Below are 19,134 nucleotides of genomic sequence, written 5' to 3'. Positions count from 1 at the left end.
GCTCCTTCATCCACGTGAGGTGGATGAAGGAGCCCTTCGTCAAGCACTTCAGAGCTGGCCGACGACCCAGTCGATGGCCTGCGTGAGGATCGTGATGTCGTTCGGCTCGATGGCCGGGAACATCGCGACCCGCAGCTGGTTCTTGCCGAGCTTGCGATACGGCTCGACGTCCACGATGCCGTTGGCGCGCAACACCTTCGCCACGACAGCCGCGTCGACGTCATCGGAGAAGTTGATCGTGCCGACGACCTGCGAACGGTCGGCGGCCTTCTCCACGTACGGCGTGGTGTAGGCCGTCTTCTCGGCCCACGAGTACAGTCGGTCCGAGGAGTCCTTGGTGCGCGCGACGGACCAGTCGAGGCCGCCGTTGCCGTTGATCCAGTCGATCTGGTGCGCCAGCAGGAAGAGCGTGGCGACCGACGGCGTGTTGTACGTCTGGTCCTTGGTGGAGTTGTCGAGCGCGGTCGGCAACGACAGGAACTCCGGCACCCAGCGGTCCTTGAGCTCCTCGACGCGGGCGAGCGCGGCGGGCGACATCAGCGCGAGCCACAGGCCGCCGTCGCTCGCGAACGACTTCTGCGGCGCGAAGTAGTAGACGTCGAAGTCCTCGGCGCGCACCGGCAGGCCACCGGCACCGGACGTGGCGTCGATCGCGATCAGCGCGTCGCCGGACCCCTCGATGCGGGTGACGGGCATCGCCACACCGGTCGAGGTCTCGTTCTGCGCCCAGCCCACCAGGTCCGCGCCCTCGGCGTAGAAGAGCTCCGGCGCGGTGCCCGGCTCGGCCTTGGTGACCAGGGAGTCCTTCAGGAACGGCGCGGTCTGCGTGACCTTGGCGAACTTGGAGGAGAACTCACCGTTGGTGAAGTGCTGAGCGGTCTCGCGGACCAGGCCGAAGGAGGCCGCGTCCCAGAACGCCGTGGTGCCGCCGTTGCCCAGCACGACCTCGTAGCCGTCCGGGAGCTGGAAGAGCTCGCGCAGTCCGGAGCGGACACGGCCGACGAGGTTCTTGACGGGCTTCTGCCGGTGCGAGGTGCCGAGCAGCGCGGCACCCTCGGACGCGAGAGCCGCGACGGCCTCGGGACGCACCTTGGACGGCCCGCAGCCGAAGCGGCCGTCGGACGGCTTGAGCTCGGCGGGAAGCACCAACGAGGTCGGATCGGCGGTCTGGGTCATGTGGTCACGCCTCCGGGGCGATCGGACTTGAAGAGGACCTGACCGGCGCCGTTGCCGGAGTTCACAGTGTTGCAGGCGGGTAGCCGCGAGGTGACAGCCGGGTGTCGTGGGTCACTTGAGTCATAGGGCTTTCGAGATTCGCCCTTGTCGGCCGATTGGCCAGGAGTTGATCATCCCTGTTACGGTCCGCAACCAAAAGCCGGGCAAGGTTGCGGAGGGTGTTCGTGTCGAGGTTGTGTGCGTTCCTTGGCGGCAGCGGCGGCACCAGTAACGAGGACGAATAACACCAGCCTATCGCAACGGTGCTGCTCGATGTGCCTGCTTCATCTGCAGGCGCACTCCCGCGCGATGGCGCACCGGCGGATCGGACAACCGGAAGACGATCACTTCCCTGCCGTCATCGCCCGCTTTCTTGCGCCACCGGAACCCCTTGAAATCCTCGGTTTTCCCAATGGGTTCGACGTAGACCCCGATTCCCTTCGGGAGCACAACTCGGTAGGTTGACCGGCGGACCGTTTGCCAGAACATCAGATCGAACTCGTCGGGACTGCCCTCCAGAAGAGGTGCGCACATTTTCGGCCAGTCCACGTCGACGGTGAATGACACGACGGAGTTCAGTGCTGGAGCCGTGTGGAAATGGATGATCGCCGCCATGGCTCCATCCCGCAGCCAGGACACCGTCGTTCGCAGAGTGGTTCCCGGTGAGCCGTCGACCTGCAGGTTGCGCACGGTCATCCGGACCTGGCGCCGGTAGCGCGACGGCTGAGGCCATCCGCAGACGAGCCTCAGCCGGACGAACCAGAAGTCGTCGTGGGTTGCTCTGAGCTTGACCTTCAGCTTGATGTGCGTGTCGCCTCGTTCGCCGATGACGGCCGTCTTGTCCCAGTCGATGACCTCGTACGACGGCTGTCCGGCGTCGAGCAGCTTGCAGTACTGCGACACCAGGTCCTTGTGCACCTCGAGTTCGCGCCGTTCCGCTCGTCGGCGAGTCAGCAGCGCGATGCCGCTGACGATGATCACGAGGATCGCGGTGACGAGCGCGCCTGCCTTGACCGCCGTGCTGCCGAGGATCGCGCCGAGCAACACCGCGAACGACATCAGGCCAACCGCTGCCTTCGCGACCGCAGGAGGACCGTGGCCGTGGAGGAATTCCTCCAGGAAAAGAATCGTCTCCCGCAGCATCTGTCCCCCCGACTGATGTTGCGAACAGCGCCGATGACTGCCCGTGATAGTCGAATGAACAGATTGTTGCGTCTTTTTTCAGTTCGTCAGCAGGCGGCACTCGAACGGCCGTTGCTTTCACCGATGTGTACTAGTCCGGTCACGTCGGGGTGTTACTGCAGCATGCCGCGATCCATCGCGGTGGTGACCGCCGCCGTCCGATCGGACACCCCCAGCTTGTTGAACACCCGCAGCAGGTGAGTCTTCACGGTCGCCTCCGAAATGAACAGCGTCCGTCCGATCTCGACGTTCGACAGACCCTTCGCGACCAGCTTCAACACCTCGGCCTCGCGTGCGGACAGCGGCGGCGTGCGCACCTGTCCGACGACCTTGGCGACCATCGACGGCGCCAGCACGGTCTCCCCGCGAGACGCCGCCCTGATCGCCGCGATCAGGTCCTCGGTGGTCGAGTCCTTCAGCAGGTACCCGGACGCACCGGCCTCCACCGCGCGAAGAATGTCCGAATCGGTCTCGTACGTCGTCAGCACGAGCACGCGCGGCCCGGTTCCGACGATCTTCGCGGTCGCCGCCACACCGTCCATTTCGGGCATTCGCAGGTCCATCAGCACGACGTCCGGCTTCAGCAGGGCGGCTTGGTCGATCGCCTCCTGGCCCGACCCGGCGTCGCCGACGACCTCAAGATCGTCCGCCACGAGCATGCCCTTCAACCCCTGACGCACGACGGGGTGGTCGTCCACCAGCAGAATCCTGATCACAGCGGCACCTCCACCAGCACCGACGCTCCCTCGTCCGACGACAGCGAGAGCGTCCCACCAACCTGTTCCAACCGTGCCCGCATGCCCCGCAAGCCGAAGCCTTCCAGAGCGTCACCGAACCCGCGCCCGTCGTCGCGCACCTCCAGCGAAACACCGTCGGGGTCGAACCTCATCACCACGTCGACCCGCGACGCCCCGGAATGCCGCGCCACGTTGTTCAGCGCCTCCTGAACGGTCCGCAGCAGCACCACCTCGGCCGAAGTCGCCAAGGGCACCGCATCCCCGATCACCCGGAACGTCGAAGGCAGCGAGACCCCGGAAACCAGCCGCCGCAACGCGTCTTCCAGCGACGAACCGTCTAAAGGGGACGGTGCGTTCGACGCCACCAGAGCCCGTGCCTCGCGGAGGTTCTCCCGCGCGGTCTGCAACGCCAGCTCGACGTTGGGCTGCGCGCCCTGCAGCAGCGTGATGATCGACGTGAAGCCCTGCGCCAGCGTGTCGTGGATGTCCGCTGACCACCGCGCCCGCTCGGCCTCGATGGTCAGCGCCTCGATCCGTTCCAGCAGCTCACCGCGCTGCTGGTTCTGCGTCGCGATCCGGCTGATCGCCCACCCGAAGGCCTGGGAGAAGCCGATGATCAGCAGTGCCGCTGGCCACGGCAACGACGGTGTCACACCCGCGGCCCAGGTCAGGATCTGCGGTGTCAGCACGAACACCACCATCGGGAAGAACGCCCACGCGATCGGCAGCACCATGTAGATCTGCGGGACCAGGCCGAACAGGGCGAAGGTCGCGCTGCCGCTGAACCAGACCGCAGGGGCGAACGTGGCGAGCGAACCGGCCGCGTAGACGAACCCGTGCCAGTCGTCCTCGCCGCGGATCACCAGCCGCCTGCCGTAGACCACGAACCACACGGCGTTCAAGCACAACAACCCCGCCGCCGTGAGACGGTCGGCGAGGGGGTCGTTGTCGATCAGCACGAGCACGAACGCGGTGACCTGGGTGATCGCGAAGAGCACGTACCAGGTGATCAGCTGGTGCTGTTGCTCCACTTGAAGGTCCTGCTGACGATCAGCAAGCCCGCGATCGTCCACGCCCCGAGCACGAGCGCAATCTTTCCGAGCTCCCATGATCCCGCCGCCTCCATCGCCGCGTAGCCGTCGTCCAGTGCGAACACCGAGCGGAAACCCTGGCACACCCACTTGAGCGGGAAGAACGAACCCGTGATGCGCAGCGAGTCCGGCAGCACCGCCTGGCTGATGAAAACACCCGACAGGAACTGCAGCACGATGTACGGCAGGTTCAGCACGCCGGCGGCGTTGCGGGTGTTCTTGGCGATCGAGCTGAGCCCCACGCCGATCAGCGAGCACGAGATCACGCCGAGCACGAACACCCAGCCGAACGTGAACCACTTCTCGGCGGTCGAGGGCAGCTCCACGTCGAACTTCAGCATCGCCACGACCATCAGCAGCGCGGCCTCGAAGAGACTCGACACGAAGACCAGAATGATCTTGCCGATGAAGTAGGACGTGAACGGCATCGGCGTGCCGCGCAACCGCTTCAGCGTGCCGTCCTCGCGGTCGGCCACGACGCTCATGCCGAGTCCGACGAACGAGGTCGAGATGATGCCGGCGCCGATCATGCTGGCCGCGAACATCTGGCCCGCCGCGACCTCCTTCACGTAGACCGTGCCGAGCAGCAGCATCAGGATCGCCGGCAGCGACACCGTGAAGATGAGATTTTCCTTCTGCCGGAAGAACTCGCGCAGCTCGGTCACACCCCTCGAGAGACCGAGCGACAGGGTTCCGGGCAGAGCAGCTGTCTTGGTCGTGGCCGCGGTGGTCATTTGATCAGCTCCAGGTAGATGTCTTCCAGCGACGGACGGGTGACGGTGAGCTCGGCCAGCTCGCCGTTCTTCGCGAGCTCGGCGATCACCTTGGTGGGCTCGGAGGTCTTGATCTCCTGGTAGCCGCGGTCGGACTGCCAGCGCACGGTGGCGTCGGCGTGGGCGCGGCCGTTCAACGTCTGCGGCGTGCCCTCGGCGACGATGCGGCCCCCCGCCAGCACCGCCACCCGGTCGGCGAGCGCCTCTGCCTCGTCGAGGTAGTGCGTGGTCAGCAGGATCGTGGTGCCCTCGGCGGCCAGCAGCTTGATCAGGCCCCAGAACTGGCGGCGCGCCTCGGGGTCGAAGCCCGTGGTCGGCTCGTCCAGGAACACGAGCTCCGGGCGGCCGATGATGCCGAGCGCCACGTCGAGCCGGCGGCGCTGGCCACCGGAGAGGGTGCCGGCGCGGGACTTCGCCTTCTCGGTGAGCCCGACGAGGTCGATGACCTCCTCCGGGTCCCGCGGGTTCGCGTAGTACTTGGCGTAGTGGCGCACGGCCTCGTTGACCGTGAGCGTGGCGGCGTCCGTCGCGCTCTGCAGGACGATGCCGAGCCGCGAGCGCCACAACCGGTCGGCCTTGGCCGGGTCCCCGCCCAGCACGCTGACCTCGCCGGCGTCCCGGTCGCGGTGTCCTTCCAGGATCTCCACGGTCGTCGTCTTGCCGGCCCCGTTCGGCCCGAGGACCGCGAAGACCTCGCCCCGTGCGACGTCGAGGTCCACCCCTGCCACCGCCTGGTGGCCCTTGTAGGCCTTCTGCAGGCCCCTCACCCGAATCGCGTTCATGGGGAAAATCCTGCTTCTTCGCCCCCACCCTCCGGGACGACCTCGCGACCGACTCCGGCTGTCAACCGACCGGTGGACAGCCGGACGCACGCGGGGCCCCCGCGTGCGCTCCTGCCAAACGAAAGCTCCCCGCGTGCGCTCGTGTTTCGGCGGTGTTTCCACTGTGCGAGAAGGAGCTTTCGCGTGATAGAACGGCCGGGTGCATCTGACGCCGCATGAACGCGACAAGCTCCTCGTGCACGTCGCCGCCGACGTGGCTCGCCGCCGGCTCGAACGCGGGGTGCTGCTGAACTACCCCGAGGCCGTCGCGTTGATCACCGACCACGTGCTGGAGGGCGCGCGGGACGGTCGCACGGTCAGCGAGCTCATGGAGAGCGGCCGCACCGTGCTCGCGCCGGAGCAGGTCATGCGCGGGGTGCCGGAGATGATCGACTCCGTGCAGGTCGAGGGGACGTTCCCGGACGGCACGAAGCTCGTCACCGTGCACCACCCGATCGCGCCTTCCGCCGGTCCGGCGCCGGGCGAGGTGGTCGTCGGCTCCGAACCCGTCGAGCTGAACCCAGGTCGGCCGCGGATCTCCATGGTCGTCGTGAACGTCGCTGACCGGCCCGTTCAGGTCGGGTCGCACTTCCACTTCGCGTCGGTCAACAGCGGTTTGGAGTTCGATCGCGAGGCCGCGTTCGGCTACCGGCTCGACATTCCCGCCGGCACCGCGGTGCGGTTCGAGCCGGGGGTGGAGCGCGAGGTCACGCTCGTTCCGTTGGCAGGGTTGAGGATTGTCCGGGGGTTGCAGCGATGATCGACCGCGAGCGCTATGCCGAACTGCTCGGGCCGACGGTCGGCGACCGGATCCGGCTGGCCGACACCGACCTGTTCATCGAGGTCACCGAAGATCTGAGTCGCGGCGCCGGGTCGGGCGACGAAGTGATCTTCGGCGGCGGCAAGGTGATCCGCGAGTCGATGGGGCAGGGGATCGCGACGCGTGCCGAGGGTGCTCCGGACCTGGTCATCACGGGTGCGGTGATCCTCGACCACTGGGGTGTCGTCAAGGCCGACGTCGGTGTGCGGGACGGGCGGATCGTCGCGATCGGCAAGGCGGGCAACCCGGACACGATGGACGGGGTGCATCCGTCGCTGGTCATCGGGCCGTCGACGGAGATCCTGTCCGGCAACGGGAAGATCCTCACCGCGGGCGGCATCGACTGCCACGTGCACTTCATCTGCCCGCAGATCGTGGACGAGGCGCTGGCTTCCGGGCTCACGACGTTGATCGGTGGCGGCACCGGTCCGGCGGAGGGCACGAAGGCCACGACCGTGACGCCGGGCGCGTGGTACCTCGACCGCATGCTGACGTCGATGGACCACATGCCGATCAACGTTCTGTTGCTGGGCAAGGGGAACACGGTCTCGGAAGAGGGCTTGCGCGAGCAGCTCGCCGGGGGCGCGGGCGGGTTCAAGCTGCACGAGGACTGGGGCACGACTCCCGCCGCGATCGACGCTTGCTTGCGCGTTGCGGACGAGTCCGGCGTGCAGGTCGCGATCCACACGGACACGTTGAACGAGGCCGGCTTCCTGGAGTCCACTGTGGACGCCATCGCCGGACGCTCGATCAACGCCTACCACTCCGAAGGTGCCGGTGGCGGGCACGCGCCGGACATCATCCGGGTGGTCTCGCTGCCGAACGTGCTGCCGTCGTCGACCAACCCGACGCGCCCGCACACCGTCAACACGCTCGAAGAACACCTCGACATGCTGATGGTGTGCCACCACCTCAACCCGTCCGTGCCGGAGGACCTGGCGTTCGCGGAGTCGCGGATCCGGCCGACCACGATCGCCGCCGAGGACCTGCTGCACGACCTGGGCGCGATCTCGATGATCAGCTCGGACTCCCAGGCGATGGGGCGGGTCGGCGAGGTGATCATCAGGACCTGGCAGACCGCGCACGTGATGCAGTCACGCCGCTCGATGGACGCCAACCTGCGCGCACGGCGTTATGTCGCGAAGTACACGATCAACCCCGCGGTGGCGCACGGGATCGCGTCCGAGGTCGGGTCGGTCGAGGTCGGCAAGCTCGCCGATCTGGTGTTGTGGGAGCCCAAGTTCTTCGGCGTGCGGCCTTCGGTGGTGCTCAAGGGCGGGTTCATCGCGTGGGGTGCGATGGGTGACGCGAACGCCTCGATCCCGACGCCGCAGCCGGTGTGGGCGCGGCCGATGTTCGGTGCGACCGCCGGAGCGGCTTCCAGCGTGTTCTTCGTTGCGCCTGAGGCAATCGAGGCCGGGATCGACTCGCGTTATGCGCGGCGGGTTCTGTCTGTTTCGTCGACGCGATCGGTGACCAAGGCCGACATGGTGCTGAACGACGCGATGCCGGACGTCCGGGTGGATCCGGACAGCTTCGCCGTGCACGTCGACGGCGATCTGGTGGAGCCTTCGCCGGTGGCCGAGTTGCCGATGGCCCAACGGTATTTCCTGTTCTGATGCTGACCGCGCTGATCCTCGCCGACTCCCGGTTCCCGGGTGGCGGACACGTGCACTCCGGCGGTCTGGAAGAGGCTGCCGCGCGCGGGCTGGTCGTGGACGAGCCGTCGCTGGAATCGTTCCTGCGCGGGCGTTTGCTGACCGCCGGGTTGCTGGCGGCTGGATTCGCGGCCGCGGCGGCTCGTGGCGAGGATCTGGCCGAGTTGGACGCCGAGCTGGACGCGCGGACGCCGTCGCCTGCTCAGCGCGAGGCTTCGCGGGCGCAGGGCCGCGGGATGCTGCGAGCGGCTCGGCGGGCCTGGCCTTCTGCCCGGCTCGCCGCGTTGCCGGCGTCTCCGCACCAGCCGCTGGTGATCGGGGTGCTGGTCGATGATGCTTTCGAGGCCGCGCTGACCTGCGCATACTTGTCGGTCAGCGGCCCGGCTTCCGCGGCGGTGCGGCTGCTCGGACTCGACCCGTTCGGGGTCAACGCGATCGTGGCTTCTCTCGACGTCGAGGAAGTTGCTGCGCGGGCGTGCAAGGAACTGCCCGCGCTCGGTTCACCTGCCTTGGATCTTCTTGCCGAGGCACATGTTCGACGTGAAGGGGTGCGTCTCTTTGGGAGCTGACCACGGGCCCGACCCGCACGACCACCACCACGGATCCGCGCCGCGCATCGGCATCGGCGGCCCGGTCGGCAGCGGCAAGACCGCGCTGACCGCGGCTTTGTGCCGTGCGCTGGGGTCGCAGCTGGAACTGGCGGTCGTCACCAACGACATCTACACGACCGAGGATGCCGACTTCCTGAGGCGAGCCGGTGTGCTGGACCCGTCGCGGATCGAGGCGGTGCAGACGGGATGTTGTCCGCACACCGCGATTCGTGACGACATCACCGCGAACCTGGACGCGGTCGAACGGCTGGAACACCGGTTCTCCGGGTTGGATCTGGTGATCATCGAGAGCGGCGGCGACAACCTGACCGCGGTGTTCTCGCGCGGGCTGGTCGACCGGCAGATCTTCGTCGTCGACGTGGCCGGCGGGGACAAGGTGCCGCGCAAGGGCGGACCCGGTGTCACGACCGCGGATCTGCTGGTGATCAACAAGATCGACCTGGCGCCCTACGTCGGCGCGGACATGGACGTGATGATCTCGGACGCGCACCGGATGCGCGGCTCGTTGCCGGTGATCGCGCAGTCCCTGGTGGAGACACCTGAGGCGCCCGAGGTCGCCAAGTGGGTGCTTGAGCAGCTGTGAAGGCGTCCGCACGGTTGGTGGTGGCGTTGGACTCGCACGGCAACAGCGTCGTGCGGGTCCTGCGCTCGCAGTCGCCGCTGACGCTGGTGCCCGCGCGAAGGGTCGGTGCTGTCGCGCTGGTGCACCTGGTGAGCTCGGTGACGTCGCCGCTCGGTGGAGATTCACTTGAGCTGACGGTCGAAGTAGGCCCTGGAGCCTCACTTGATCTACGCGGCGTGGCGGCGACTCTGATGCTGCCCGGCCCGACCGGTTTGCCGTCTTTTTCCTCGGTGCGGTTTTCCGTGGAAGGTGCTGTCCGATACCTGCCAGAGCCCACCGTGGTGACGAGTCGTGCGCACCACACCGCAGTGGTGGAGGCCGAATTGGACGGTCACGCAGAGTTGTCGTTGCGCGAGGTTCTCGTGCTCGGCCGGGCAGGGGAGCCTGGCGGTGTTCTTTCCACTTCGGTGCGCGCAACCCGTTGCGGCAAGCCGTTGTTGCACCAACAGCTCGTCGTCGGCTCGCCGGAGGTTGACCGTTCGAGTGCGGGACTCGCCGGAAAGCGGGTTGTGGGCACGTCTCTGATGCTCGATGCGGTCGAGCGGGCGTCGAGTGGCGGGGAGTGGTGGAACGTCGTTCCGTTGGCAGCGGGCGGAACCCTTGCCACCGCACTGGGTGATGACGTGGTCACGGTCACACGTGTGCTCGACGCCATCTGACTCGATCACGAATTCGATCCAGAACTGTTCTTTGTACGGACAGTCACCGTTCAGGTGGTGGTCATCACCACGCAGGCGGTTTCGCCATTCGTTCGCCGTGCGTATGGTCGCGGGTCCAGGGACCACGAGTTCTGTTGCCGCTGCTTGGAGGTTCGCCGATGACGGAGACCACGAACATCGCGCTACCGGCGATGCGCGTGTCGTACGAGCAGGGCTCGCTGAGCGAGTCGGAGCTTGCCGCCACTTGGCATGAACAGCTCCAGTTGTGGTTGGACGCCGCGACCAACGCCGGGCTTCCCGAGCCGAACGCGATGGTGCTGGCGACCACCGACACCAAGGGGCGTCCGTCTTCGCGGACTGTGTTGTTGAAGGGGCTCGACGCTCGTGGGGTCGTGTTCTTCACGAACTACACGTCGAACAAGTCTCACGATCTGATGGCCACGCGGTATGCGTCCGCCACTTTCCCCTGGTTCGCGATGCAGCGTCAGGTGCACGTGCGGGGAACCGTGGAGAAGGTCGGGCCCGTCGAGACCGCCGAGTACTGGAACTCCCGGCCTCGTGGGTCTCAGATCGGGGCCTGGGCTTCGCCGCAGTCCCGGGTGGTTTCCGGGCGGTCCACCTTGGATTCCGCGCTGCACAAGATCGAGCGGCAGTTCGCTGACACGGAGAAGATTCCGGTGCCGCCGCACTGGGGTGGGTGGCGGATTCGGCCTGAGGAGGTCGAGTTCTGGCAGGGACGGCGGGATCGGATGCACGACCGGTTGCGGTACCGGCTGGGGCGGGATTCCTGGGGTGTGGAGCGAGTAGCTCCGTAACTCGGCTTTGTCGTGGGGCGTCTCCTGTGGGCGGGGGGCGCCCCTTTTTGCTGCGCTCGGAACCCGGCCGCGGGGATGTGTCCGTCCTCGCGGAACCTCCGCCGGGGCTCGCACGTCCTCAGCCTGGGAGAAGTGTCCGGATTTGGTGCGGGCATACTGGGTTTTCGGCAACGGCTAGCTACGAGGTGCGGATTCACGTGTGCGGAGTGCTCGGACTCATCTGTTCCACCGAGGCTGCTGCGGCCTCCGCGCGGTCGAACGTGGCTTCGGCGTTGCGGTGTCAGCGGCATCGGGGACCCGACGAGCAGGACACCTGGGCCGATGCCGAGGTCGTGTACGGGTTCAACCGGCTCGGGTTCATCGACCTGGACCACAGCCACCAGCCGTTGGTGTGGGGGCCGCCGGAGAACCCGACGCGCTACACGTTGAACTTCAACGGCGAGATCTACAACTACAAGGAGTTGCGGGCCGAGCTCGCCATGAAGTTCGGGGCCCAGTTCAAGACCAAGGGCGATGGCGAGGCCATCGTGGCCGGGTACCACTACCTCGGTGCCGACTGGGTCAAGAAGCTGCGCGGGATGTTCGCGTTCATGATCTGGGACGCGCAGGAGCGAGTGGTCTTCGGAGCGCGGGATCCGTTCGGGATCAAGCCGTTGTACTGGGCGTCCGGGCCTGGTGGGGTGGCGTTCTCGTCGGAGAAGAAGTCGCTGCTGCAGCTGACCGGGGTGCTGGGGATCTCGCAGGAGCTGGATCAGACGGCGTTGCAGCACTACTTGGTGTTGCAGTACGTGCCGGAGCCCGAGTCGTTGCACAAGGCGATTCGCCGGGTCGAGTCCGGGACGTCGTTCAAGGTGTCGCCGGGTGGGCAGGTGCTGTTCAACCGGTACTTCAAGCCCGTGTTCGCGCCGAGGCCGGTGAACGGCGAGCACGAGGCTGAGGCGTTGCACGAGCGGATTGCCGAGGTCATGCGGGACTCGGTCGCCAAGCACATGATCTCGGACCCCGATGTGACGGTCGGGGCGTTCCTGTCGGGCGGGATCGACTCGACGGCCACGGCCACGTTGGCGAAGTTGCACAACCCGAACTTGATCGCCTTCACCAGTGGGTTTGATCGTGAGGGTTACTCCGAGGTGGACGTGGCCGCGGAGACGGCGGCTGCGATCGGGGTGCGGCATGTCGTCAGGACCGTGTCGCCGGACGAGATGATGGAAGAGCTGCCGCTGATCATCTGGTACCTGGACGACCCGGTGGCGGACCCGGCGTTGGTGCCGTTGTGGTTCATCGCGCGGGAGGCGCGGAAGTACGTCAAGGCCGTGTTGTCCGGCGAGGGTGCGGACGAGCTGTTCGGCGGGTACGTGATCTACCACGAGCCGCTTTCGTTGTCGCCGTTCGAGAAGGTGCCCGGCGGCGTGCGGAAGTTGATGGGCGCGGTGTCCAAGAGCATTCCGGAAGGCGTGCGGGGCAAGGACCTGCTGCGGCGCGGGGCGTTGAAGCTGGAGGAGCGGTACTACGGGAACGCCCGCAACTTCAGTGATGCGCAGGTGCGTGCGGTGTTCCCGGGGTACGTCGAAGGCATTGGGTTCCAGGACGTCACGGCGCCCTGGTACCGGGAGTCCGAGGGCTGGGATCCGGTGGCGCGGATGCAGCACATCGACCTGTACACGTGGCTGCGTGGCGACATCTTGGTCAAGGCGGACAAGGTGACCATGGCCAACTCGATCGAGCTGCGGGTGCCGTTCCTGGATCCCGAGGTCTTCAAGGTCGCGGCCGAGGTGCCGTTGGACCAGAAGCTGACGGAGGGGACGACCAAGTACGCGTTGCGGAAGGCGTTGGCGAAGATCATTCCGGCGCACGTGCTGAACCGGCCGAAGCTCGGGTTCCCGGTGCCGATCCGGCACTGGTTGCGGGCCGAGATGTACGACTGGGCGCGCGGGATCATCGCGGACTCGCAGACCGGGCATCTGCTGGACAAGAACGCCGTGCTGGAGTTGCTCGCGGAGCACAAGTCGGAGCAGTTCGACCGGAGCCGGCAGCTGTGGTCGGTGCTGTGCTTCATGATCTGGCACGGGATCTTCGTCGAGGGGCGGATCAGCCCGAAGGTGCCGGAGCCGGTGTATCCCGTGCGCCTCTGAAGTGGTGTTGGCGACACATTCACGTAAAGGGCTTGTTAGTTGTCATAGGCTAACGATGTGGCCACTGTGGGGAGAAACGCGCGCTCGACGTTCGTGATCGACACCCGACCGTTGAAGATCGTCGCGTATCGCCGGTTGTGGCTGTCCACGATCGTCACGGCGGTGGGCTCTCAGCTCACCGCCGTTGCCGTGCCCAAGCAGGTGTACGACCTCACCGGGTCGTCGGCCTGGGTCGGTATCGCCGCTGGTGTGGCGCTGGTGCCGCTGCTCGTGTTCGGGCTGTGGGGCGGCGCCATCGCGGACACCGTCGACCGGCGGAAGCTGCTGCTCGTCACGAACACCGGTATCGCCGTGTCGTCGGTGTTGTTGTGGGTGCAGGCGGCGATGAACGTCGGCTCGGTGTGGCTGGTGATCGCGCTGCTGGGGTTGCAGCAGGTGTTCTTCGCGGCCAACGCGCCCGCGAGGCAGGCGTCGATCGCGCGGCTGGTGCCGGCCGAGCTGTTGCCGGCGGCAGGGGCGCTGGGGTCGACGGTCATGCAGTTCGGTGCGGTGCTCGGGCCGTTGCTGGCCGGGGCGTTGATGCCGGTCGTCGGGTTGCCCACGTTGTACCTGGTCGACGCGATCGCGCTGGTCGTGACGGTCTACGCGGTGTGGATGCTGCCTTCGATGCCGCCGTTGGACGGGGTCGTGCGGCGCGCTGGGCTGCGGGACGTGCTCGACGGGTTCGTCTACCTGTGGGCGCAGAAGGTGCTGCTGGCGAGCATGTTGCTCGACATCATCGCGATGGTGTTCGGCATGCCGCGGGCGTTGTTCCCGGAGATGGCCCAGCACACGTTCGGGGATCCGGCCGGTGGTGGGTTCGCGCTGGGTGTGCTGTTCGCGGCGATTCCGGTGGGTGCGGTGCTGTGCGGGCTGACGTCCGGGTGGATCTCGAACGTGCGGCGGCACGGGGTCGCGGTGACGCTGGCCGTGGTGGGCTGGGGGCTCGCGATCGTGGGCTTCGGGCTGGCCGGCTCGCTGTGGGTCGCGGCGGCGTTCCTGGCGTTGGCCGGGGCCGCGGACATGGTGTCGATGGCGTTCCGCGGGGCGATTCTGCAGTCGGCCGCCACGGACGAGATGCGCGGCCGGATGCAGGGTGTCTTCATCGTCGTCGTGGCGGGCGGGCCTCGGATCGCGGACCTGTTGCACGGCACGGGTGGTGCGGCGTTCGGCACGGCTGCGGCGGTGACGGCCGGCGGTGTGCTGGTGGTCGTCGCGGCGGTCGTGATGGTGGTGCTGCTGCCCGCGATCTGGCGCTACCGGGTCAGTTCCGCGAGCTGACCTCGTTCGCGTTCGGTTCGGCGATCTGGATTTCTGATCCCCAGTCGGTGAAGCGCGCCTCGTCGACGACCATGGTGTTCTGGAACTGGGTGGAGAACTTGATGCCCGCGGGCAGGCCGTTGCCGTCGGTCTCGATCTCGGCGGCCGAGCCCGTGACGCCCTGGTCGAGGGCGAGCTTGACCTCGTTGCGCAGGTTCTCGTCGGTGAGCTTGTCGTAGGCCTTCCGGTAGTCCACGGCGATCGAGTAACGGGTGCGGTCGGCGACCTTCGCGGTCACCTTGAGCACGCCGCCCGCCTGGACGACCGGCAGGTGGTAGGTGGTGAAGACGGCCTGCTGGTAGGTCACGTCGTGGTAGCCCAGCAGCGTGTTGGTGAGGTCGTCGTTGTCCTGCCTGGACAGTTTCAGCCACGGCTTGCCTTGCGGCAGACCGAAAACCGGCGGCAGCTTCACGAACGCGTGGTCCGATGTGGTCGACACGAACCGGAGTTCCTCTGGCTGGCCGCCGGTCTGCACCGGGCGTTTGGTGGTGGCGTCGAGGCTCGGGGCGTCGCCGAGGCGCACCGAGCCGTTCGCGGGCGCCGTGACGCCGCCCGTGGTCGGGGGCGCGATGGTGAAGCGGTAGGTCTTCTTCTCGTTGGCCGCCTTGGCCACCGCGTCCACCAGGCTCTGCACGTCGCGGTACTGGACCGGCTGCTCCGGCTGCGGTGCCGAGGTGCAGGCGGTCAGCGCGAGAGCGGCGAAGAGCAGCGTTGCCGTGCGGGTCACGGTGCGTGTCATAGCTACACCATATGGGTGAGGTAAGTGCGGCTTCGCGCTGGTAGCCGGGCAAAACGAGCACAATCCCAGGGCATGGCTGAAGCGACTCCACAAACGGAGCAACCAGAGCTGAATCGGGCAATCGGCCCGAAGCTCCTGTTGTTCTTCGTCGTCGGCGACATCCTCGGTACCGGTATCTACGCGCTCACCGGCAACGTGGCCGGCAAGATCGGCGGTGCGCTCTGGCTGCCCTTCCTGCTCGCGTTCGTGGTCGCGTTCCTCACCGCGTTCAGCTACCTGGAACTCGTGGGGAAGTATCCCAAGGCCGCGGGTGCCGCGCTCTACACGAACAGAGCGTTCAAGATCCAGTTCCTGACGTTCATGGTCGCGTTCGCGGTCATGTGCTCCGGCATCACCTCGGCCTCGTCGGCGGCGCTCGCCTTCGGCCGCACGTACCTGCGGCAGCTGCTGGTGGAGTTCTTCGACCTCGTGCTGAGCCCGGAGTCGCTGGTGATCACGGGCATCGCGGTGATCTTCATCGCGGCGCTGGCGGTCGTGAACTTCCGCGGCGTGTCCGAGTCGGTCAAGGCCAACGTGGTCCTGACCTGCATCGAGCTGTCCGGTCTGATCATCATCATCCTGATCGGCGCGTACGCGATCGCGGTCGGCGACGGTGAGCCGTCGCGGCTGACCGAGATCCACACGCCGCCGGGGACCAGCGTGGTCCTGGCGGTCACCTCGGCGACCGCGCTGGCGTTCTTCGCGATGGTCGGCTTCGAGGACTCGGTGAACATGGCCGAGGAGTGCCAGAACCCGATCAAGATCTTCCCGCGCGCGATGCTGTGGGGCATGGGCATCGCGGCCACGATCTACGTGCTGGTGGCGATCACGTCGTCGTTGCTGATCCCGTCCGACGAGCTCGCCAAGGCGGGCAGCGGTGCGTTGCTGAAGGTGATTTCCGTTGGCGCGCCAGGGTTCCCGCTGTGGATCTTCGCGTTGATCGGCCTGCTGGCCGTCATCAACTCCGCTTTGATCAACATGCTGATGGCGTCGCGTCTGCTCTACGGCATGTCGAACGAGCAGATCATCCCGCGCTTCTTCGGCACCGTGCACCCGTTCCGCCGCACGCCGTGGATCTCGATCGTCTTCACGTCGGGCATCGCGGTGATCCTGGTGTCGTTCTTCGACATCGGCAAGCTCGGCGGCACGACGTCTTTGCTGTTGCTGGTGGTATTCACCATCGTCAACGTCGCGTGCCTGGTGCTGCGCAAGGAGAAGGTGGAGCACAAGCACTTCCGGGCGCCGACGTGGGCGCCGGTGCTCGGTGCGGTCACCTGCGCGTACCTCGCGATCCCGGTGCTGTCCGGGCGGCCGTGGGACGACTACAAGATCGCGGGCTTCCTGTTGCTGGCCGGTCTGGTGCTGTGGGTGATCAACCGCTTCACCCACGGCAAGGTGGAGATCCACCCGGAGAACCTGGCGAAGTAGCTCAGTCCAGCAGGTGCCTCAGGAACCGGTCGGGCTCACCCAGGAAGTTGCGGGTGAGCGCGACCGGTTCCGCCGCGTCGTAAGGAACCTCGTCGATCTCGCCGTCGGTGATCTCGAGGATCTGCGCGTTCGGTGCGGCGAGCAGGATCGGCGAGTGCGTGGCGATGATGAACTGCGAGCCTTCGGTCACGAGCTCGTGCATGCGCCTCAGGACGGTGAGGCAGCCTTTGACGGACAGTGCGGCTTCCGGCTCGTCCAGCACGTAGAGGCCTCGGCCGCCGAACCGGTGCGTCATCAGGTCCATGAAGCTCTCGCCGTGTGAACGCTCGTGCAGCGACTTACCGCCGTACGAGGCGTGGATGCCCTGGCCGATGCGGTCGATCTCGGTGGCGACGTTGTAGAACGACTCTGCCCGCAGGAAGAAGCCCGTCCTCGGTTTCCTGGTGCCCCAGCTCAGCGTCAGGTAGTCGCCGAGTGACGACTCGGTGGCCTTCGTGGCGAAGTTGAACGACTGCGTGCCGCCCTCCGCGTTGAACCCGGCCGCCACCGCGATGGCTTCCACGAGCGTCGACTTGCCCGCGCCGTTGTCGCCGATCAGGAACGTGACGGGCTTGGTGAGCTCGATCGGGTTCTTGATCAGGTGCTGGACGACCGGGAGCGTGAACGGGTAGCGGTGGGTGTCGTGCACCTGGTCGAGGCGGACCTGGCGGATGAAGGTCATCCGAGGCGGGCCAGCTCGACCGGGTCGTGGGCGCAGAACACCTCGACCTCGCCCTGTGCCTTGAGCTCCTTCAGTCGTTCCACATTGGACAGACGTTGCTCGCGGATCGTCTCGGTCTGCTTGGCGGTGATCTTGAGCGCGAAGATGTTGCTCGGTGGCGTCTCGACCTCGCCGCGGTAGAAGTAGGCGTCGCCGGCGTGCAGCAGCCAGCCGTCGTCGCTCTTGACCGCGATGCCGGTGTGGCCGCGGGTGTGGCCGATGAGCGGCACCATCAGGATGTCCTCAGGCAGGCCTTGGATGTCCTTCACGGCCTGGAACCCGAACCAGTCCTCGCCTTCGGCTTTGTGCGTCTCGAACGTGACCCCGTCGCGCTGCGCCTTCGGGTACCGCGCCCGCTCCTTGGCGTTGCGCGGGTTGCTCGCCGCGTCCAGCTCGGTGTCCAGCACGTGCACGGTGGCGTTCGGGAAGTCCCGCAACCCGCCGGCGTGGTCCAGGTCGAGGTGGGTGAGCAGGATGTGCCGCACGTCCTCGGCCCCGTAGCCGCGCTTCTCGACCTGGTAGATCGCGGTCTCGTTGACGTCCAGCAGCGGCTTGAGCAGAGTCCGGCTGAGCGGGTCGAGCGTCGCCTTCGGGTCCGTCACCTCGTGCGTGCCGAAGCCGGTGTCGACCAGGACGAGGCCCTGGTCGGTCTCGATCAGCAGGCAGTGCGCCACGATGCCGCCCGCGACCATGGGCGGACGCATGGTGCCGCAGTTGAGGTGATGAACCTTCATGGAGGATTCCTTCCGCTGGCCCCGTAGGCTGCAACCTCATGTTGGGGATCTCGTACGAGGGTGCCACCGCTGTGATCACGACTGTAGGCGCAGGCCTGCGGTCCTTCGAAGTGGACGGCGTTCCGTATGTGGAGACATTCGGGCCCGACGAGAAGCCGCCGATGAGCGCCGGGGCCGTGCTGATCCCGTGGCCGAACCGGACTGCCGGAGCTTCCTGGGTGCTGGACGGGGTTCGGCAGCAACTGGAGGTCACTGAGCCTGCTCGGGGGAATGCGATCCACGGCCTGGTTCGGCGGCGGCCCTGGTCGACGCTGGAACACACCGGGTCCCTCCTCTCCCTGCAGACGACGGTCGAGCCTCAGGCGGGGTGGCCGGCTGCTTTGCGCCTCACCGTGTCCTACGCGCTGGATGACAACGGGCTGACGGTCACGCACGGGGTCAAGAACGTCGGGGATGTGGCGACGCCGTTCGGAGTGGGCACGCATCCCTACCCGCGGGCCGGGAACGCGTCCACCGATTCGTGCACGCTGACGCTGGCTGCGACGACCGTCCTGCCCTTGGACACCGAGCGGATGGTGCCCTCCGGGGAAGCTGTTCCCGTCGAGGGGACTCAGTACGACTTCCGGAGTGGGCGGGAGCTGCTCGGGGTTCATCTGGACACGCCGTTCGGCGGGTGTGAGCCGGGGCGGGACGGATTGGTGCACCACCTGCTCGAGGCTGAGAGCGGTGGGGTCGAGGTGTGGGCCGATCCGGCGTTTCGATGGGTGCAGGTGTACACGCCGGACTCCTACCCGGACCGCGGGCGTGCGGTGGCGATCGAGCCGATGACCTGCCCGCCGGATGCGTTGAACTCCGGGGTGGATCTGATCTGGGTCGCACCTGGGGAGTCCTGGGGTGCGCGGTGGGGGATCAAGCCGCTCTCGTAGCGAAACGCAGGCG

Annotated in this window: 19 protein-coding genes; 10 read left to right on the top strand and 9 right to left on the bottom strand. The window is 67.0% G+C overall.

The features are described 5' to 3' along the window. Nucleotides 1-48 precede the first annotated feature (48 nt). The 6 genes from serC to ABZX92_RS12055 all read right to left on the bottom strand — a co-directional run bounded on the left by serC (nucleotide 49) and on the right by ABZX92_RS12055 (nucleotide 5,780). Nucleotides 49-1,176, bottom strand: a complete 1,128-nt coding sequence (serC, locus tag ABZX92_RS12080) for a phosphoserine transaminase (protein WP_355557084.1) — start codon at nucleotides 1,174-1,176, stop codon at nucleotides 49-51. A gap of 291 nt (nucleotides 1,177-1,467) precedes the next feature. Then, the gene (locus ABZX92_RS12075) at nucleotides 1,468-2,274 is read right to left on the bottom strand and encodes a hypothetical protein (protein WP_355557081.1); all 807 of its coding nucleotides are present in this window, start codon (nucleotides 2,272-2,274) and stop codon (nucleotides 1,468-1,470) included. 236 nt (nucleotides 2,275-2,510) lie between these two features. Next, nucleotides 2,511-3,113, bottom strand: a complete 603-nt coding sequence (locus tag ABZX92_RS12070; RefSeq protein ID WP_355557078.1) for a response regulator transcription factor — start codon at nucleotides 3,111-3,113, stop codon at nucleotides 2,511-2,513. Further along, entirely contained in the window at nucleotides 3,110-4,165 is a 1,056-nt protein-coding gene (locus ABZX92_RS12065) for a sensor histidine kinase (protein ID WP_355557075.1), read from the bottom strand. The genes ABZX92_RS12070 and ABZX92_RS12065 overlap by 4 nt, the downstream gene beginning before the upstream one ends. Beyond that, on the bottom strand, nucleotides 4,144-4,959 hold the full coding sequence (locus ABZX92_RS12060; protein ID WP_355557072.1) for an ABC transporter permease: 816 nt from the start codon (nucleotides 4,957-4,959) through the stop codon (nucleotides 4,144-4,146). The genes ABZX92_RS12065 and ABZX92_RS12060 overlap by 22 nt, the downstream gene beginning before the upstream one ends. Next, on the bottom strand, nucleotides 4,956-5,780 hold the full coding sequence (locus tag ABZX92_RS12055; RefSeq protein WP_355557069.1) for an ABC transporter ATP-binding protein: 825 nt from the start codon (nucleotides 5,778-5,780) through the stop codon (nucleotides 4,956-4,958). Before ABZX92_RS12055 ends, ABZX92_RS12060 begins: the two co-directional genes overlap by 4 nt. A 199-nt stretch (nucleotides 5,781-5,979) precedes the next feature. Here ABZX92_RS12055 and ABZX92_RS12050 point away from each other — a divergent pair, with 199 nt between their 5' ends. The 8 genes from ABZX92_RS12050 (at nucleotide 5,980) to ABZX92_RS12015 (ending at nucleotide 14,456) form a co-directional block, all read left to right on the top strand. Beyond that, a complete protein-coding gene (locus ABZX92_RS12050) occupies nucleotides 5,980-6,579 on the top strand; it encodes an urease subunit gamma (protein ID WP_355557066.1) in 600 nt (199 codons plus the stop codon). Continuing rightward, nucleotides 6,576-8,258, top strand: coding sequence for an urease subunit alpha (locus tag ABZX92_RS12045; RefSeq protein WP_355557063.1), 1,683 nt, complete (start codon nucleotides 6,576-6,578; stop codon nucleotides 8,256-8,258). The genes ABZX92_RS12050 and ABZX92_RS12045 overlap by 4 nt, the downstream gene beginning before the upstream one ends. Further along, nucleotides 8,255-8,866: an urease accessory UreF family protein gene (locus tag ABZX92_RS12040; RefSeq protein ID WP_355557087.1), complete on the top strand. Its 612-nt coding sequence runs from the start codon at nucleotides 8,255-8,257 to the stop codon at nucleotides 8,864-8,866. Before ABZX92_RS12045 ends, ABZX92_RS12040 begins: the two co-directional genes overlap by 4 nt. Next, nucleotides 8,856-9,491, top strand: a complete 636-nt coding sequence (gene ureG, locus ABZX92_RS12035; RefSeq protein ID WP_355557060.1) for an urease accessory protein UreG — start codon at nucleotides 8,856-8,858, stop codon at nucleotides 9,489-9,491. Before ABZX92_RS12040 ends, ureG begins: the two co-directional genes overlap by 11 nt. Continuing rightward, entirely contained in the window at nucleotides 9,488-10,189 is a 702-nt protein-coding gene (locus ABZX92_RS12030) for an urease accessory protein UreD (RefSeq protein ID WP_355557058.1), read from the top strand. Before ureG ends, ABZX92_RS12030 begins: the two co-directional genes overlap by 4 nt. 158 nt (nucleotides 10,190-10,347) lie before the next feature. Beyond that, nucleotides 10,348-11,004: a pyridoxamine 5'-phosphate oxidase gene (gene pdxH / locus ABZX92_RS12025; RefSeq protein WP_355557055.1), complete on the top strand. Its 657-nt coding sequence runs from the start codon at nucleotides 10,348-10,350 to the stop codon at nucleotides 11,002-11,004. Nucleotides 11,005-11,201: 197 nt separating this feature from the next. Further along, entirely contained in the window at nucleotides 11,202-13,136 is a 1,935-nt protein-coding gene (gene asnB / locus ABZX92_RS12020) for an asparagine synthase (glutamine-hydrolyzing) (RefSeq protein WP_355557052.1), read from the top strand. Nucleotides 13,137-13,202: 66 nt separating this feature from the next. Continuing rightward, a complete protein-coding gene (locus ABZX92_RS12015; RefSeq protein WP_355557049.1) occupies nucleotides 13,203-14,456 on the top strand; it encodes an MFS transporter in 1,254 nt (417 codons plus the stop codon). On the opposite strand, the gene ABZX92_RS12010 is transcribed toward ABZX92_RS12015, so the two are convergent. After that, nucleotides 14,440-15,234: a hypothetical protein gene (locus tag ABZX92_RS12010; RefSeq protein WP_355557047.1), complete on the bottom strand. Its 795-nt coding sequence runs from the start codon at nucleotides 15,232-15,234 to the stop codon at nucleotides 14,440-14,442. The genes ABZX92_RS12015 and ABZX92_RS12010 overlap by 17 nt on opposite strands. Before the next feature lie 72 nt (nucleotides 15,235-15,306). On the opposite strand from ABZX92_RS12010, the gene ABZX92_RS12005 reads away from it, so the two are divergent. Continuing rightward, on the top strand, nucleotides 15,307-16,701 hold the full coding sequence (locus ABZX92_RS12005; protein WP_355557044.1) for an APC family permease: 1,395 nt from the start codon (nucleotides 15,307-15,309) through the stop codon (nucleotides 16,699-16,701). 1 nt (nucleotide 16,702) lies between these two features. Here the strand turns inward: ABZX92_RS12005 and ABZX92_RS12000 are convergent, their stop codons facing one another. Beyond that, nucleotides 16,703-17,422 carry an AAA family ATPase gene (locus tag ABZX92_RS12000; protein ID WP_355557041.1) on the bottom strand — a complete coding sequence of 240 codons (720 nt, stop codon included), beginning with the start codon at nucleotides 17,420-17,422 and terminating at the stop codon, nucleotides 16,703-16,705. Then, on the bottom strand, nucleotides 17,419-18,195 hold the full coding sequence (locus ABZX92_RS11995; protein ID WP_355557038.1) for an MBL fold metallo-hydrolase: 777 nt from the start codon (nucleotides 18,193-18,195) through the stop codon (nucleotides 17,419-17,421). Before ABZX92_RS11995 ends, ABZX92_RS12000 begins: the two co-directional genes overlap by 4 nt. A gap of 38 nt (nucleotides 18,196-18,233) precedes the next feature. Here ABZX92_RS11995 and ABZX92_RS11990 point away from each other — a divergent pair, with 38 nt between their 5' ends. Next, a complete protein-coding gene (locus ABZX92_RS11990) occupies nucleotides 18,234-19,121 on the top strand; it encodes an aldose 1-epimerase family protein (protein ID WP_355557036.1) in 888 nt (295 codons plus the stop codon). The last annotated feature ends 13 nt before the right edge of the window (nucleotides 19,122-19,134 follow it).

Origin of the sequence: Lentzea sp. NPDC006480 (assembly GCF_040611995.1) — a bacterium.
GTDB lineage: Bacteria > Actinomycetota > Actinomycetes > Mycobacteriales > Pseudonocardiaceae > Lentzea.
The sequence above is the reverse complement of the archived record's forward strand: the minus strand, read 5'-3'. Positions and strand labels throughout refer to the sequence as shown.